At 41.6% G+C, this 17,269-nt stretch carries 12 protein-coding genes; 10 read left to right on the forward strand and 2 right to left on the reverse strand.

Annotated elements, in window-relative coordinates:
• Positions 1–147: 147 nt before the first annotated feature.
• The 3 genes from RTR76_RS08345 (at position 148) to RTR76_RS08355 (ending at position 6,353) form a co-directional block, all read left to right on the forward strand.
• On the forward strand, positions 148–3,285 hold the full coding sequence (locus tag RTR76_RS08345; protein ID WP_312519125.1) for an ATP-binding protein: 3,138 nt from the start codon (positions 148–150) through the stop codon (positions 3,283–3,285).
• A complete protein-coding gene (locus tag RTR76_RS08350) occupies positions 3,278–5,095 on the forward strand; it encodes a hypothetical protein (RefSeq protein ID WP_312519128.1) in 1,818 nt (605 codons plus the stop codon). The genes RTR76_RS08345 and RTR76_RS08350 overlap by 8 nt, the downstream gene beginning before the upstream one ends.
• 391 nt (positions 5,096–5,486) lie before the next feature.
• A complete protein-coding gene (locus RTR76_RS08355) occupies positions 5,487–6,353 on the forward strand; it encodes an HNH endonuclease signature motif containing protein (RefSeq protein ID WP_312519131.1) in 867 nt (288 codons plus the stop codon).
• A 511-nt stretch (positions 6,354–6,864) separates the two neighbouring features.
• Here the strand turns inward: RTR76_RS08355 and RTR76_RS08360 are convergent.
• Both RTR76_RS08360 and RTR76_RS08365 read right to left on the reverse strand, forming a co-directional pair.
• Positions 6,865–7,092, reverse strand: coding sequence for a helix-turn-helix transcriptional regulator (locus tag RTR76_RS08360; RefSeq protein WP_312519134.1), 228 nt, complete (start codon positions 7,090–7,092; stop codon positions 6,865–6,867).
• Positions 7,093–7,416: 324 nt separating this feature from the next.
• The gene (locus RTR76_RS08365) at positions 7,417–7,746 is read right to left on the reverse strand and encodes a helix-turn-helix transcriptional regulator (protein ID WP_312519137.1); all 330 of its coding nucleotides are present in this window, start codon (positions 7,744–7,746) and stop codon (positions 7,417–7,419) included.
• A gap of 352 nt (positions 7,747–8,098) precedes the next feature.
• On the opposite strand from RTR76_RS08365, the gene RTR76_RS08370 reads away from it, so the two are divergent.
• The 7 genes from RTR76_RS08370 (at position 8,099) to RTR76_RS08400 (ending at position 16,931) form a co-directional block, all read left to right on the forward strand.
• Complete coding sequence (locus RTR76_RS08370) at positions 8,099–9,337, forward strand: aconitase X catalytic domain-containing protein (protein WP_312519140.1); 1,239 nt, start codon at positions 8,099–8,101, stop codon at positions 9,335–9,337.
• Between the two features lie 30 nt (positions 9,338–9,367).
• Positions 9,368–10,729 carry a C4-dicarboxylate transporter DcuC gene (dcuC, locus tag RTR76_RS08375; protein WP_312519142.1) on the forward strand — a complete coding sequence of 454 codons (1,362 nt, stop codon included), beginning with the start codon at positions 9,368–9,370 and terminating at the stop codon, positions 10,727–10,729.
• A gap of 13 nt (positions 10,730–10,742) precedes the next feature.
• The gene (locus tag RTR76_RS08380) at positions 10,743–11,336 is read left to right on the forward strand and encodes a DUF1847 domain-containing protein (RefSeq protein WP_312519144.1); all 594 of its coding nucleotides are present in this window, start codon (positions 10,743–10,745) and stop codon (positions 11,334–11,336) included.
• Between the two features lie 33 nt (positions 11,337–11,369).
• On the forward strand, positions 11,370–12,554 hold the full coding sequence (locus RTR76_RS08385; RefSeq protein ID WP_312519230.1) for a MalY/PatB family protein: 1,185 nt from the start codon (positions 11,370–11,372) through the stop codon (positions 12,552–12,554).
• A gap of 299 nt (positions 12,555–12,853) precedes the next feature.
• Positions 12,854–14,332 (forward strand): Lsa family ABC-F type ribosomal protection protein, encoded by a 1,479-nt coding sequence (locus RTR76_RS08390; protein ID WP_312519147.1) that lies wholly within the window; start codon positions 12,854–12,856, stop codon positions 14,330–14,332.
• A 274-nt stretch (positions 14,333–14,606) separates the two neighbouring features.
• On the forward strand, positions 14,607–15,980 hold the full coding sequence (locus RTR76_RS08395; RefSeq protein ID WP_312519149.1) for a sigma 54-interacting transcriptional regulator: 1,374 nt from the start codon (positions 14,607–14,609) through the stop codon (positions 15,978–15,980).
• A 120-nt stretch (positions 15,981–16,100) separates the two neighbouring features.
• On the forward strand, positions 16,101–16,931 hold the full coding sequence (locus RTR76_RS08400) for a methyl-accepting chemotaxis protein (RefSeq protein ID WP_312519151.1): 831 nt from the start codon (positions 16,101–16,103) through the stop codon (positions 16,929–16,931).
• Positions 16,932–17,269 lie beyond the last annotated feature (338 nt).

The raw sequence follows: 17,269 nt of genomic DNA on the forward strand, positions 1-17,269 counted from the left end.
TCGTTCAAAGTAAAGATTTATAATTCGCTGATAGAATAATAAATTCCTTGTTTTTGAATTACGTAATTTAGTAGCAGGGAATTTTTTGGAAATGTTGAATTTTTATGTTGAATTGTGTTTATCGGAGTTCCGTATGGGGGGAAAAGTGTGGCGAATTTTAGAACAAGAGCAAGAGCAGTTGACTTACTTGGCAAACAACAGATCAGGGATGAAGTTACGGCATTGTCGGAATTACTCCGGAATTCTTATGACGCCGACGCTGATGAAGGATTGGTCATGATTGATACCAGGATAGGTCGCGTTTTAATTTGGGATGACGGTGATGGAATGACTGAAGAAGATATACAACAACACTGGTTAACCCTAGGCACCTACTCAAAGCGGGGAAAAGGCAAGACTATTACACGCAAGGGACGTGTTAAGATCGGTGAGAAAGGAATTGGACGACTAGCAATTTCTTTACTTGGAGATCAATTACTCCTTATCTCCAAGCGCAGAGCGACTGGTCAGTGGGCCCTTCTATATTTGCACTGGGATCTTTTTCGCAACGAAAAGCTTTTTCTTGAAGATATTGAAATTCCAACAAGAAAATTTAGTAGTCTTATAGAGATACAAGAGTTTTTGTCAAATGATTTAGATTTACTAAAAAAAGTTTTACTAAAAAACTTAAATGATAAAAATGTCTGGACTGATAGAGATCGATATAAAATTGAAAAAGATCTAGAGTCATTTACCTTAGATGAGGAACTTTTCAAGCGTTTGAGAACAACTGAGAAACGCGGTGCTGGAACAAGCTTTTATATAACTCACCTTGATAATGAGCTAGATTGGCATGTCTATGAGGCTTTAGGCGACGTCTCCAATGTTCTTGACGAACGTATGAAACAAAAAAGGTTGCGGATGAGAGAGTTATTATTCGCATTCGCAAACTTTATCGATTTTTTGGAGAAAGATGATGATAATTATATAAAATCTAACATGGACTTTACACCTAAAATTCACATCAATGGCGCTGTTCTTGAAAAAGAAACATTTTTAAATAGAGAAGAGTTGAACATGTACGATTACGCTCTAAAGGGAATTATTGAGGACGGATATTTTACTGGCACGGCACATATAAAAACAGAGGTAGGTGAAGACATTACTACACTTGAACGGATACCTCTCACTCATGGGTTATATAAAGGGAGTTATAATGACTGTGGGCCTGTAAAATTAAAGTGGTTTTTTGTTGAAGGTGACACTTCAATCCTTCCCAAAGATCAACATGAGTTAATTACATCGAAATTAGACCGAACTGGTGGCATATTTGTATACAGAGATGGACTAAGAATATTACCCTATGGTGAGGCAGGTAATGACTTTCTTGAAATTGAAAGAAGGCGTACTTTACGTGCCGGTACCTGGCTATTTAGTCATAGACGTATGTTTGGATATATTTCAATTACTAAAGAGCAAAATCCTGATCTGCTTGATAAATCCAGTCGTGAAGGGTTTGTAGAAAATCATAGTTTTAATTATTTCCAAGCTGTAGCATCCAATCTTTTAAAGTGGTGGGCAGTTGATTTCCTTCAAACCAGACAAAAAAACGGACGTAGAGGCTCAAGAAATTCTCGTATAGAAGAAACCCGTTCTGAAAAAAAACGTCTTGAGGATGCAATTAAGAGAGAACAGATTGAGGAACGAGAGTACTTTAAAAAGCTCACTGCTAAAGTAGCGGGCTTTCAGAAAAATTTAAAAGTTGCTGAAAACAATATCCATTGTCAAATTTTAGATTTAATAGATAGCACAGACGTTTATAGCATAGGTCTCTTAGGCGATTTTTCAAGCATTTTACGAGGGCTACAAGATAAGGCTTTTGGTATTATTGCTGAAAATTTTGAGCCATTAACTCTCACGATAAATCAAAGATATGTACACAGTTTGGAATACACTGATGCTATCGAAACCGCTAACTATAAAATTGAGGAGTTGACCTTAAAACTTCAAAAGGAAACTAATAATTTACTACAGATTCTTGAATTAAAATATAAGAGTATGTTTCCGGAAGAAGAAATCCTTTCTGCAGTAAGAAAAAAAGAAGTTTTACTTGTTAAACTTCAAAGTGTGTGGCGTGATTATAATAACCAAGTAAATGCCTTTGAAAACGAGAAAAGGGACTTGAAAAACAGCCTGACCAACAGATTAAATAAAAAACTACAAGATATTGAACAAGATATCGCACTTCTCTTTAATAAAGTCTTAGAGGATAAAAAGAAGGAATCTATTATTGATCCCTTAATAGATGAAGCTATGGAGGAGGCTGTATCAGAGCTTCTTTCGGTAGGGAATAAGAAAGTTCTTCCTAAGGATGAACTGAGGACATGGATATCTAAAGCCGAAAATACTATTCAATTGATCAATTCAAAAATTGAAATTAATCAGAAGAGTACTCTAGAACTTAGACAAAAGATGACAAGTGCAGAAGAGCTGAAAAATGTTGAGACACTATTGGATAGGGTGGAAGAAAGTATTGAGAAAATCGAAAATAATCAATGGTTAAATGACGATAATTATATTGGTTTTCTTAAAAAAGAGGTTGCACTCTATCGCGATTTGTCGGCCGTCGGTCTGGCAGCCGAATTAACCAGTCATGAGTTTAATGCATTACATTTCGACATAAGTCAAAATCTTTCAACTTTAAGTGTTTCATTAAGAAATACTAAAGCGAAACCTGTAGTGGATACACTTAGTAATGCCTTTCAGGCGTTGGAGCGTCTTCATCAGCGAATGAGCCCACTTTACAGACAGGTGCGGATGCGACGCACTGACATTAATCTTAAACAGTTTCTTATTAATACACTTGATTTCTTCTCGGCTGATATTTACCGTTACAAGGTAAAAATAGTGATAGATATTCCGGAAAATATTCGCTTAAAAGAAGCAGAGCCAATCATCTTTACTCCGGTAATCAATATTACGGCTAATGCAATTTATTGGCTCCTTAATCGAGAAGATCGACAAATTCACTTTTATCTCTCTAATGATTTCAAAAGACTTTATATACACGATACAGGTCCTGGAATTTCTGATAAAGATATTGATCGAATATTTGAACCTTTTTTTAGTCGGAGGCCATCAGGAAGAGGGTTGGGCTTATTCTTGTCCAAAGACATACTGCAATCACGAGGACATAATATTGGAATATTAAGTTCAAATCAAAAGTTGCGTAATTTATCTGGAGCATGTTTCTTTATTGAGTTTAAAGAATCATGTTTCTTTGAGGAGGAGTTTGCCCATGAGTAATACTCAGGCAATTGTGGATGTATTAAAAGATTATTTTGATAACGCTGTATTGATTGATGATCAGTTATATACTGTTAAAGAGAATATTACAATTTTAGATGAAATAGCTGACGAAGAAATAATAGATCCCGAAGATATAGATAATTTAGAGGAATTTAATAACACGGAATCAACTATGTCTAGCCAACAGGAAATAAACGATGCCTACAAACAAATGGCGTCAATCATTACAACAACATTACGTGAACAGGACACTGGAATAATTAAAGAATATCTTATAAATAAAGTTCAAGACAATGATTTAAGACTGTACTTTCATGGTGTTCCCAGGCAAACCCATCAGGCTTTCATCAGGGCTGGAATAATTACTCATCCCTATTGGTATGATTACCGAGTAGATGTTACAAAACACTTAGCAAATCTAAAACCAATTCTAACTAGTGCTAAAGCTTTAATTTTGGATTGGGAACTAGAAGAGGGAAAGATTATAGCTAATAAAAAACGTGCATCTGAACGTATATTAGACAAATTCTTGAAATTAAAAAAAGGATTAAAATGCGTAATTATTTATACCCAAGCAAATCTTAATGAAGTTGCAGATGTATTATGTCGAAATAATAAATACTTAGTTACTAAAAAAGATGATAGTTATTTTTTTGAAGAAAAAGGTGGACAAGATGGAAAAGGACTAATCGGGTTTGTGATTTCTAAAAAGAAAGTTATGCCCAAAAGGTTATTAAATAGTGTTGCAGAGCAACTTTGTAATAATAAAGTATTAACACTTCATTTTATTGCAAAAGTTAACACGTTAAACGAGAATTTAAGAGAAACAGTTCAACAATATAATGCACCCTTTGAAAGAGTATTACTTACGCAGGCCATAACATCAGGAGCTTCAAATTTGTCTGATTTGGTTAAGGAGCTACTCTTAGAGAACTTAGATAACACGGATTCAACGGTAGACCCTTTTGAAGATTATATAAAAACTAAACTGAATAAAGTAAAAGACAAAGTATTAGGCTTCCCTCTAACGGAACAATTATACAATGAGCAGTTAAATGTATTTAAAGAAATTTATCATGTTAGTGACAATGTTATAAAGGATATTTTAAAGAAAAATAACCAGGCGTTTATCAAAGGACTTCAAGAGCAATTTCGCCAAAGGGAAGAATTAACCTTAGATTGCCTAAGAAATATAATTCAAGTAGAGGCTAAAAAGATCAAATCTGATATAGAGGAAACTTATTTAAAACAGTTGCTGTTCTGTATCATCTTTCTTGGCGAATTTAATGAAACTAATACTTTAAAAAGAGCATATGAGAATGAAGTTAATCGCTTTACTAAAAATATGAAATATAGTAGAAATGTAAGTAAAGTTACTCGTACTGGAGATATCTTTGTTCGTCAGGTAGATGGTATTAAGCAGTATATATTCTGTATTACACCATTTTGCGATACTGTACGACCGGAAAAAATTGAATGTTATTATAAATTTCTTAAAGGCAAAGAGCTACAACTTGAATCTAAGTATTTAAAAACTTATTTAAAAAATAGCGATAAAAATTTTGAAACAATGGCAGTACCGGAAATTAATAGTAATAAAGTTGTTTTCGTTAAATGGGATTTTTACAATGTTCAAACATTAAGTCAAGATGAGTTGACTGATTGGACAAAAGTAGCCTCCTTAAAAAAGACATACACACAACGAGTAATTAATAAATATATCGCTTACCAAGTTAGAGCTGGCGTAGAAGAGTTATTCTTTAAGGAATCTGCTTTTTCAGGTGTATTTTCGTCAGTTTTTTCTTAGAAACTGTTATTGTTTTTCAGTGATAATAGCGTTAATTATTCAGATAAAATGAATAGTTCCATTGCGTATTTGATTTAATTAAGCAGCAGTGGCATTTATCAAGTAGGTATTTTGAAAATTTAGTGGAATAAAAGAGAACCGCCTAAGTAAAGCCTATTCGATTACTTAGGTGGTTTATTATGCCTCATTTAGGAACTTGCTTCATTTTACTGCAGTCGAATCTCATACTTATACAGTGCAAATTCTTCCAAGCAACTGTAGAGTTAGGTTTTACCTAATTATGGACTGTTGTAGGCTGGAGTATTAATATTTAATGTATTACTCGTAAATTTGATTTAACAAAAAAGATAAATTTGAAAAGATTTTGAACTCTGAGATGAGGTGAATATTAGTGAATCCTAATCGAATAAAAATGGGGCATTATGCATCATACTATTTTGCTAATATTGTTGATGGGATTTTAACAAATCAAATCTCGTATCTAATAAGTTTGAATGATTTTTATGGTGAAGGAAAAATCCAATGGTTTGCGGAGCCTTTTCAAAGGTATTCCGCATTTCACCAATTTATTCATTTTATAGTTGAAACAATAATTGATGAAGAAACCAATAATGTTGATTTAAAATCAATGCAAAAAAACTATTTAGATTATCGAGAATTTATGCCAGAAGACGAACTAGAAAAAATAACAATACTTCCAGTAGATGAATATTTTAATAATTATGGAATAGAAAATGATTTGTTTGAAGAATGGTTAAGGGATAATAGCAAAAACTTTCTTTCTGCTACAATGGATGATATTTATGATTATCTTAGCAGTTTATATGAATGTGGTGAAATTTTAGAATTAATCGAGAAAATTACTGAAGAAGTATTCTTTGTGATGTTTTCCAATAGAAAAATTTTATTAATTTTTAACGAAATGATGGCGAGAATTTTAGTGAAACTTAATTTGAATGAAATTGAACCTGAAAATAGGCCTTTCTTTAAACACAAGTGTATTTTAAAAAGAGTATCTATACCATCGTGGGCTAAAAAGGCCGTTTTTTATCGTGATAGAGGCAGATGTGTAAAATGTAATAAAGATGTTTCGGGAACCTTATCATTTCAAAACAAATTAAATTATGATCATATTATACCGTTGGCATCTGGTGGTTTAAATGATATAAGCAATCTTCAACTTTTATGTGAGGAATGTAATAAAAGAAAACTCCATTTTACAAGTGAGACTTCACTTTATTACGAGAAGTGGTATTGAGAAATATTACAAATTTCTCTACTATTTCTTTTTTATGTAACTAAATATTATGATAGAGCGTTTTCAAGACTTAGTGCCATTATAATAAACAGAAAAAGAACCACCTAAAGCTAACCCACTTGCCTAGCTTTGGATGGTTCTTTTTCTCATCTCTTCTTACTTCGTCTCTACCCGATTCCGAATTGCTTATACAGCACAACTAAGGCAATTTCCTTTTTAGTTCATCGGGCAAGTTATATTTCATTAGTTTCCCAAATGACCAGTATCGGTTTAGCCTCTGAGAATAATTCAGCCAAAGAAATTTCTGTGGCCTGACAGGTTTTCTCCAGAGTTGTCAACCTTGTTATTCTTCTTGCCGATTTAAATATCCCGCAATGTAGCTGGACAATTCCAGCAAGAACGGCGGGTGTTCGTCTAATATTCTTTTGTGTCAGCAATTGAATAATGGTTCGGCATTATTCATCATGTCAGGATCTTTTATTATAACTCAAGCCGGACCCGAAGGTCCTAGCTATCTTCTTCTTGGATTATCAGATAAGCCAACTAAATAATCTAGCGACACATTGAAGAATTCAGCTAGAGCAATACTGGCCTCAAGACTAGGAGTACGAACTCCCTTCTCCCAATTACCTATTGTTTGTTTGACTAAACTTAATTCATTGGCTAATTGTTCAAGGGTAAGATTTTGAGATACACGTAATGTTCGTAAGCGTTCACAAAAAATTTCTTGTCTAAACATAGAAAATCCCCCTTGACTGTCTTCTAAATGTGGACTAAAATAAACATATCAAGTCTTCTTAATGTGGACTTGATATGTTTGCTAAAATGAACGACGGTAGTAGTTAGAGAGCACAAACAATACCTACCGAACAACTACTATCTAATTCTTAAAATATAAGGAAGTAATCAGACAGCTACGGATCACGGTTCAGAAATTATCTAAAAATATATAAGAAAAGCGTATTTCATAGCTAAATAATTTGATACTTAGAGATGTATAGAACGGGATGTGTCTTAACTGTGATTTGTCTCTATTGCACGATGACAAGTCATCTTATCCCGACTATTCCATCTCTTCCCGCTTCCGTATCCCATGCTTATACAGCACAAATTCCTCAATCAACGCAATTTCCTTTTTGACTTCCTCGGGCAGATTATATTTCTCATTATCTTCCCGGATGATTGGGACAGGTTTAGCTTCCGTGAAAAATTCAGCCAGAGAGATTTCCAGGGCCTGGCAGACTTTCTCCAGAGTTGTAACGTTAGGATTTTTTTTACCGATTTCAATATCCCGCAAGGTAGCCTGACCGATTCCGGCAAGCTGAGCGAGCTTGTTCGTCGAGTAATTCTTTTCTGTCCGCAACTGAATAATGCGTTTTGCAGTATTCATCATATTATATCCTCCAATTAACGCTAAAGCAATTATAGTAGAAAGTAATCACCTAATTAACTAACGTAAAAGCATTGACACGTTAAAGCTTTTGCATTAGAATAAAACTTATGAAAGGGGGAGTAGTTTTTAACCGAACGAAATAGTTCGAAACAATCAAATGAGGAGTTGATGAAGGCGTTGCAAAGAATCAGCAGCATTACTATGGTGAATGCTGTCTATTTGTCATGCCCTGCATGCGTTGGCGCGCATACAGGAAAAGTGTGAGTTTCCAGAACAATCCATTTCCATTATAGCGCAACAATAAAAAAACGTAAACCTTTGTTAGAAATCCCGGAAGGTAGGAGGGACTAACATGAAACTAACCGTTGAAGAGCAAGCCATAGTAGGCGGAAGCGAAGGGAAAGTCAGGCAAAAGGCCATAGAGTTGCTTGTACATTACGGAGAGTCAGTCGGCGCAGAAAAACTCATTGATACGAACAATGTCTGCGGCGACATAAGGCTGGCTACGGTACTGTCAATGTTCAACCTGGAGTCTTCGGAGCTTAGTAACTTTCCCTTGGTCAAGGCATATTCCTGTCAAATGGAGACTGGCTTTGACCCTGAACAGTGGCAGCTCCAAGGCGTAAACCAAGAACAGTATAAGGAGCAGATAGCTGATGAAGCATTTGCTGCTTCGATTGGCGTCAATCAATTGTGCACCTGCGTACCTTATTTGGTTGGCAATGTACCTGTCAAAGGAGAGCATTGTGCCTGGCAGAAGTCGTCTGCTGTGGTGTATATCAACTCGGTATTCGGTGCCCGCACCAATGGGGAAAGCAGTGAGATAGCTATAGCTGCTATGCTCACCGGTAAGATTCCCTATTGGGGATTGCATCTTCCCGAAAATCGTCTGGGCACGCATCTTATTAATGTTGAGTGGGAGGTAAAGAGTGCGCTGGACTGGGAGCTGTTAGGCTATTATACCGGCCAACTGGTAAAGTCAGGCAAGCCGGTTTTTTACAGCATTCAACATGCACCCAATTTGGGCAGGCTGAAAGGTCTGAGTGCAGCATTACAGGCAGCGGGTGAGTGTGAGCTTTTCCATATCCCGGGCATTACCGCTGAAGCATACAATCTAAATGATGCCTTTGGCGGTAAGCAGCCGCTGGATGTACTGCGCTTCGGCAAGGCTGAGCGCATGCTGGCCTTTGATATGCTCAATGCCTGTGCCCATGACAGTACTGTTGACTGGGTGATTCTCGGCTGTCCCCATTGTTCGCTGGAAGAGTTAGGTGAGATTTGCCACCTGCTTGCAGGCCGGAAGGTGCACAGCAATGTGAGGTTATGGATCGTTACGCCCCGGGCCTTACAGACAGTGGCCGACCGCACTGTCTATACCCGCATCATCAGCGAAGCGGGAGGAGTGTTACTGAGTGACGCCTGTCCGGCCGAGGGCAGGGTGAAACCGCAAGGTGCGCAGGTGGTGGCGACCAATTCGGCTAAGCTGGCGCACTGCCTAACGGGAAGTCCCGGTATGCAATGCTGGTTCGGCTCGATGGCAGACTGCATTGCTGCTGCGGTTACCGGCAAATGGCAGGGAGAACTGAAATGATGTTACAAGCAAAGGAGGCAGAGGGAAAACATGACCATGATGATCATCACAGGAATCGTCATTGCCTGGGTTGTCTATATGATTGTCAAAAAGTATTATCCTCAGGCGGTACTGTTAACGGCAGGCATGATCCTGCTGCTGGCAGCGTGCCAATTTAGCAATACTGCTCTGCTGGACGGAAAACAATCGTCCGGTTCGGTCTTTTTAGATATTTTTCATACCGGCAGTGTTTTGCTCAGTTCCCGCGTTGCCGGGCTGGGGCTGACGATTATGTCCATTGCCGGGTTTGCCAGGTACATGGAATACATCGGGGCAAGTAAAGCGTTATTTGCCGTAGTGGCCTCGCCGATCAAGCACATTAAATCACCCTATTTGCTGCTGGTGCTGAGCTTTTTTATGAGCCAGTTTTTGGTCTTGTTCATTCCCAGTCATGCCGGATTAGGACTCTTGCTCATGGTCATGTTGTATCCCGTTCTGATCCGGGCCGGTGTGAGCAAGCTGTCCGCGCTGGGGGTTATCGGCTGCGCGCAGTATATGGATGTAGGTCCCGGTTCGGGCAACGCCATTCTGGCCGCGAATCTCTGTAAGCTTGACCCGGCTGTATACTTCGTCAATCACCAGCTGCCCATTTTTGTTGTCACCACCTTGCTGCTGGGAATTACTCACTATGTTGTGCAAAAATGGTGGGACAAGAAGGAGGGCTTTACCGGCTATGATGCCTCGCTGGATTACGGGAAGGAAGAGGATAGCCGTCCGCCGTTACTGTATGCGATTTTGCCCGTCATTCCTATGCTGCTTATTCTTGGCTTCAGCCCGCTGTTTAAAAGCACAATTAAGATGGATGTTGTTACGGCGATGTTTGTCAGTACTTTTATCAGCATGGCCTTCGAGTATGTACGGTTGAAAGACTTTCGCGCTGTCTTGCAGAGTCTGAAGTATTTGTACGAAGGTATGGGCAACAGCTTTGCGACGGTAGTCAGCCTGATCGTTGCCGGTGAAGTATTTGCCGCCGGTCTGATGAAGATTGGCGCCGTTGATGCATTGACGGCAGGGGCACAGGAGCTGGGCCTGGGGGTTCAGGCGCTCATTATCCTGTTTTGTATTGTCATTGCCTGCTGTGCTTTTTTGATGGGGTCAGGCAATGCGGCGTTTTTCTCTTTCGCCGCGCTTACTCCGAAGATTGCGGCGGCCTTGCATATTGAGGTAATTACACTGCTGCTGCCGATGCAGATTATGACCAGCTTTGGCCGTGTTGTATCACCGATTACTGCCGCTATTGTGGCAATTGCCGGGGTGGCAGGTGTATCACCGGTACAGGTGGTCAAGCGGACTGCCATTCCGATGGCGGTAGCGGCACTTGTCAATGTGGCTTTTGTTTTTATCAACTCATAAGGAGCTATGCAATATGAAGTGTGCGAAATGTACTCACCACAAGTGCTATCTGGCAGGGCAGAATTGTACGGGAATGACTGTTGATGCTGTACAAGCAGCCTATACGGAGGAACGCCTGGCGGTGATGCGGGCGGCGGCTTGCACGGAAGCGCGGTTTTATAATCAGCTTACCCGCTTAGAGGAGACAGCCGAGTTTGGCAAGCTCATGGGCTATACGAAATTCGGTCTGGCTTTCTGTATCGGTCTTAGCGAGGAAGCCAAACTGATTGAAGCGTATTTGGCCAAAAGCTTTCAGGTCTATTCGGTTTGCTGCAAGGTCTGCGGCATCGCCAAAGAGCAGCTGACGCTGGAGCAGATCAAGGCCGGTGCCCGCGAAACGATGTGCAACCCGCTTATGCAGGCCAGGCTGCTGCAGGATAAAGCTGTTGAGTTCTGTGTTACGGTGGGTTTATGTGTTGGTCATGATGCCCTGTTTTCCGGTGCCTGCCAGGTACCTGTATCCTGCTTAGCGGCAAAGGACAGAGTGCTTGCCCATAACCCGCTGGGCGCCGTATACTCGCGCTATTGGCGCAGGAAGCTGGGGATTCAGTCGGAGGGGCAAGTGTAGCGTGGATAGTTGAAAAGGGAGAGGTGGATCGTGATGATCAAACATGATTTTGACGAACGGATTGACCGGACAGGGACGGAATGCAAGAAATGGGATACGTATGCAGCGGATGTACTGCCGTTATGGATTGCCGATACGGATTTCAAATGCCCTCAGCCAATTATTGATGCCATGGTAAGAAGAGCACAGCATGGGATTTATGGCTATCCCATTAATGACAAGAAGTTTGAACAGTCGATTGTGAACTGGCAGAAAAAGCGTTTTGACTGGGACGTTGATCCTGACTGGGTGGAATATACCCCGGCCGTTGTCCCGGCGATTATCTATGCCATGCGGGCCTTTACTAATCCGGGTGACAATGTTGTCATCCAAATGCCGGCGTACCATCCATTTCATGAGATCATCCCCCATAACGGCAGGCACATCCTGGGCAATGAGCTAGTCTTACAGCCGGACGGCAGCTATGCCATTGATTTTGCTAATCTGGAGCAACTGCTGAGTCAAAAGCGGACAACCATGTTTCTGTTGTGCAGCCCCCATAATCCTGTCGGCAAATGCTTTACCAGAGAAGAGCTGACCCGCATGTCCGAGCTGTGCCTGAAGCATCATGTCATGGTGGTCTCCGATGAAATTCATTCGGATATTGTGTATGGCGGCAATCGCCACATCCCGTTCGGCAGCCTATCCCCGGAAGCAGCGGATAACTGCGTGGTCTGCGTCAATCCCAGCAAGACCTTCAATATTGCCGGTGTGCGGACAGGGGCGGCGATTATCCCGAACCGTCACAAGCATGACCGGTTCTACGCTGCCCTGGCGGATAACAAAGCCTATGGCAGAACGGTATTTGGCACCTTACCGATTGAAGTGGCTTACAATGAATGCGATGATTATGCCGATCAACTGCTGGCCTATCTGGAAGCCAATCTGAGCTACCTCAAGGAATTCATTGCCAAACGGATTCCCCAGCTTAAGGTCGGCGACGTACAGGCGACTTATTTGATCTGGCTGGATTGCCGGGCATTGCAGATGCCGCCCAAGGTATTGCAGCAGTTCTTCCTGGAGAAGGCAAAGGTGGCAATGAACGAAGGCTCTACCTTTGGGCCGGGAGGAGCGGGCTTTATGCGGATGAATATTGCCTGCCCCCGTTCTCTGCTGGCCGAGGCTTTGGAGCGGATTGCCGCAGCAGTCAGCAGACTGAGCAATAATAAGTCTGAATAAAGTTGCTGGATTTCCAGGTTCTGTTTATTGAATATAAAAACTAGGAATGCTATAATAATGGCAAATAGACGATTGGAGTTGAAAAGATGATTATTCTTTCTTGCTAATTTCTGAGCATAATAGATTAGAGCGGTCAAACCCCTCTTGCTTTATTATGCCTGTGCAAGAAAGACACATTCTTTTCACTCACGGAATATATCCTTGTCATGCCTTAGGTTTGGGCTTGGCTTTGCTGTATTTATGAGCTGCAAGAATTGCTTTCTTGCAGCTCATATTTTTTATACAGGAGGGCTACTATTATGTCTTTGATTAACGTTACCAATCTAACTTTTGGCTATGACGGCAGTTATGATAACATCTTTGAAAACGTGAGTTTTCAAATCGATACAGACTGGAAGCTGGGCTTCGCCGGCAGGAACGGCAGAGGAAAAACGACCTTTCTTAACCTGCTGCTTGGCAAATACGAATACAGTGGCTCTATTGCTGCGAAAACCAATTTCGAGTATTTCCCTTTCGCGGTAACCGAGCCGGAGAATCATACGATTGATGTCATCGAAAGCATTTACCCCGATTACGAGCTGTGGCAGGTAATGCGCGAGTTGTCACTGCTGGAGGTAGATGAGGATGTGTTGTACCGTCCCTTTGCTACGCTGTCCAACGGTGAGCAGACTAAGGTGCTGTTAGCCACTTTGTTTTTGAAGGAGAATAGCTTCCTCTTAATTGATGAGCCGACCAATCACCTGGATATGGAGGCCAGAAAAGTGGTCAGTGATTATCTGAAGAGCAAGCGCGGCTTTATTCTCGTCTCCCATGATCGGGCGTTTTTGGATAACTGTATTGATCACGTTCTCTCGATTAATAAAACCAATATTGAGATTCAAAAAGGTACCTTTTCCTCCTGGTGGGCCAACAAGCAAATGCAGGATCACTTTGAACTGGCGGAAAACGAAAAACTTCATAAAGACATTGCCCGCCTGCAAGCGGCAGCCAAACGTACCTCTGCCTGGTCTGAGCAAGTGGAGAAGACGAAGTTTGGCACGCGGGATTCGGGCTTACGGCCTGACAGGGGATATATCGGTCACAAAGCGGCGAAGATGATGAAGCGTTCCAAGTCCATCGAGACGCGGCAGCAGACGGCGATTGAGGAGAAATCCAAGCTGCTAAAGAATATTGAGAGTGCCGATAAGCTGAAAATCGTGCAGACCGATTTCTACACCGGACGGCTGGTGGAGCTGCAGCAAGTTTCGATTTTCTATGGAGAGAAGCAGGCTTGCAAGGATGTCAGCTTCACTATCGAGCAGGGAGACCGGGTGGCGTTATACGGCAAAAACGGGTCAGGCAAATCGAGCTTACTCAAGCTGTTGACAGGTGAGGCTTTGTCCTATACCGGCACGCTGCGAAAAGCCAGCCAGCTAGTCATCTCTTATGTGCCGCAGAATACGGCTTATCTGAAAGGCAATTTAAGTGACTATGCCCGGGAGCATGGCATTGATGAGAGTATCTTTAAGGCCAACCTGCGCAAGCTGGATTTTTCGCGGTTGCAATTCGAAAAGGATATGGCTGATTTCAGCGCCGGACAGAAGAAGAAGGTGCTCATTGCGCGCAGCTTGTGTGAAAGAGCTCATTTGCATGTGTGGGATGAACCGCTCAATTATATTGATGTCATCTCCCGGATGCAAATCGAAGAGCTGCTGCTCGAATATGGCCCTACTATTTTATTTGTTGAGCATGACAGTGAATTCTGCGACAATATTGCAACCAAGATCATAGAGCTTTGAGTGAGAGTACAAGAGCAAGAGGCATTGTTAGCTCATAACATTGCCTCTTGCTCTTCTTGGTTATCCAGGGTTGCGGGTTGCAGCCGCAGCTAATAAGGATAAGTTTGAATTTTTGAAAAAATACAGGATCTTTCTTGGATAATATAATTTATCTGTGTTATTATGATGACGAGCTAATCATTTGGGCATGAAACTTGCTTGTGTAGAGAGCAGATAAGAGAGTCACCGTGTATATGTGAAAGCATGGAGCAAAGCTCATTGGGGGGTAAGAGGAATGGTCACAATGGATTCACGACTGGAGATAATGAAGGAATTCTTGGACCAGGTGCATGGATTGGTAGTTGTTGATCGTGAGTCCAATATCGTCTATATTGAAGCAAACTATGCAAAAGAATTGGGCTATAATGCGAAAGAGCTGATCGGAATACCGGTGAAGCAGGTCATTCCAAACAGTAAGCTGCCTGTTGTACTGGAGTCGGGCAAGGCTATGTGGGGTGATGTATTTTGTTACGCAGGCCATACGAGTATCTGTAATCGCTGGCCGCTAATGAAAGACGGTAAAATTATCGGGGCCGTTTCCTATAGTGTATTTGACAGGCTGAAAGAATCGGAAAAACTGTTTGAGTCTTTGCAGGACCTGCGCGGGCAAGTAGACTATTATAAGGACAGGCTTAAGAAGTATTCCGGAGCACGGTATACGTTAGCGGATATTGCAGGTACAAGCGCCGGAGTCGTTGAGCTGCGCAAAGCAGTATTACGTGCCGGGTGCACTGACTCTACCGTACTTATCCAGGGAGAGACCGGAACAGGCAAGGAATTGGTTGCCCACTCCCTGCACCAGGAAAGCCTGCGGACTCATTATCCGTTTATTAAACTCAATTGTGCGGCTATGCCGTATGACCTTATTGAATCTGAATTATTCGGGTATGAGGAAGGCGCTTTTACGGGAGCCCGGAAGACAGGAAAAAAGGGTAAGTTTGAGCTGGCTAACAAGGGAACGCTTTTCCTGGATGAAGTAAGTCAACTCACCTTACCGGCCCAGGCCAAACTGCTTCGTGCGCTGCAGGAAAAAGAAATAGAACGTATCGGCGGTACGGCACCGGTCTCTGTTAATGTCAGGATTGTGGCAGCCTCAAACGATGATCTGGAGGCAATGGTAAAGCAAGGCTCTTTCCGGTCCGATTTATTTTATCGTCTTAATGTGGTTCCGATAAAGGTACCGCCCTTAAGGGAAAGAATGTCCGACATTCCGGTGCTTGTGAAGAGGTTTGTCGAAAAATACAGGGAACAGGCAGGTTTGGGACCAGTCGAGGTTTCTCCAGAAGCCTTGTCTTTACTGCAAGGATATGGGTGGCCGGGCAATATTCGCGAACTGGAAAATGCCGTGGAACGAGCGGTTGGTCTTTGTGTAACCGGACTGCTTGATTTATCGCATTTCGAGTGGTTAATGCCAAAGATTCAAAAACCAGTTAGAATCACAAACACACAAGACCTGATTAAAGAAGCTAAAGCTGCGGCAGAAAGAAATGTTATTTTAACCATCCTCCATGAAACCGGGGGAAACATAACAAAAACCGCTGAAATGCTCCAGATGGATCGTTCGTTATTGTATCAGAAGATGCGCCGCCTGGGCATCAAGTACCGGTAACAAATCGCGAAATAAGCCCTTGCTTCGTCGGCAGACGATAGCAAGGGCTTATTTTGTTGGCATAATTATTGCTTATATCAATGGTGCAGCCAATTGAAAGAATGTTAAGGAGGATAAAAAATGCATACAGATGATACGCTACAATGTTTTGCGAAGGTATTGCCGTTCTTAAATGAACTATACAGTAGTGATGTGGCAGTAACTTTAGCTGATTTGGAAAAAGTAATATTGTATAAGTCAGGCGAAAAGCTTGAGCTCAAAGGTAAGATCGGTGTGCCGCTGGTAGAGGGGACCGCTGTTTACAGGGCAGTACATGAAGGCCGCAGGATCGTTGTTAAGGTTGATAAGGCCTTGTATGGTGTGGCGTATATCGCCACCGCTATTCCACTTTATAATGACAGCCATGAAATAATCGGTGCGGCCTGTGTTCTCGAGTCGACTGACCGGCAGGATGAGTTAAAGGATATGGCGGCTAAGCTGACAGACAGTATTTCTATTCTGGCAAGCACAACGGAAGAAATATCGGCGCAAACGCAGGAAATATCGGCCGTTAGTAAGACGGTGGCTAAATTGGTGCAGGAATCCGAAGTACGGATGGGTGAAACCAATCAGATCATCGATCTGAATAAGGAAGTTGCTACTCAGACGAATTTATTAGGCCTGAATGCTGCGATTGAAGCTGCCCGGGTTGGAGAACAGGGACGTGGTTTCACGGTGGTTGCAGATGAGATTCGTAAAATGGCGGCTAATAGTGCTGAATCAATAAAGCGGATTAGTGCAATCATTTCTAATATCCAGGGAGACAGTAGAAATACTCGTGCCCGAATATTGCAAATCGATGATGTTATTTCTCAGGTTGCAGAAGCGGTCACTAGTGTGGCAGGCACGGTACAAGATATTAATGTGATGGCCCGGCGGATTGATCAAATGGCCGAGGAATTAGTGAAGTAAATAGATAGGAAAGGCACTTTCATATTGTGAAAGTGCCTTTTTACTTATGGCGGCTAATGCCCATAAGTGGGGGTGAGTGTATAAACAGACAGTGTGATTATATCATCACACTGTTTGTTTATGTGGCATGAGCAAAAGGCTGCGCGATTCAGGCACAGGCAAAATATCGAAATAGGGTGTGAGTCAATTATCACACTTTAGGTGGCCGCAAGCCTGATTATTTAGTGAATTCAGATTTGGCACAATAATTGCTTATATAGAGGTTGCAACTGATTGAACAAGTTGAATTCAGGAAAGAGAGGAGCTTTTTATGCAAAAAAATTTGGAGGTGGCTTCAA

Source organism: Anaerospora sp. (assembly GCF_032013335.1).
Classification (GTDB): Bacteria; Bacillota; Negativicutes; order Sporomusales; family DSM-15969; genus Anaerospora.

Coding starts and splice junctions, on each gene's coding strand:
- RTR76_RS08370 (WP_312519140.1), top strand. CDS start 8,099: ATGAAACTAACCGTTGAAGAGCAAGCCATAGTAGGCGGAAGCGAAGGG.
- RTR76_RS08365 (WP_312519137.1), bottom strand. CDS start 7,746: ATGATGAATACTGCAAAACGCATTATTCAGTTGCGGACAGAAAAGAAT.
- RTR76_RS08380 (WP_312519144.1), top strand. CDS start 10,743: ATGAAGTGTGCGAAATGTACTCACCACAAGTGCTATCTGGCAGGGCAG.
- RTR76_RS08395 (WP_312519149.1), top strand. CDS start 14,607: ATGGTCACAATGGATTCACGACTGGAGATAATGAAGGAATTCTTGGAC.
- RTR76_RS08390 (WP_312519147.1), top strand. CDS start 12,854: ATGTCTTTGATTAACGTTACCAATCTAACTTTTGGCTATGACGGCAGT.
- RTR76_RS08350 (WP_312519128.1), top strand. CDS start 3,278: ATGAGTAATACTCAGGCAATTGTGGATGTATTAAAAGATTATTTTGAT.
- RTR76_RS08400 (WP_312519151.1), top strand. CDS start 16,101: ATGCATACAGATGATACGCTACAATGTTTTGCGAAGGTATTGCCGTTC.
- dcuC (WP_312519142.1), top strand. CDS start 9,368: ATGACCATGATGATCATCACAGGAATCGTCATTGCCTGGGTTGTCTAT.
- RTR76_RS08385 (WP_312519230.1), top strand. CDS start 11,370: ATGATCAAACATGATTTTGACGAACGGATTGACCGGACAGGGACGGAA.
- RTR76_RS08360 (WP_312519134.1), bottom strand. CDS start 7,092: ATGTTTAGACAAGAAATTTTTTGTGAACGCTTACGAACATTACGTGTA.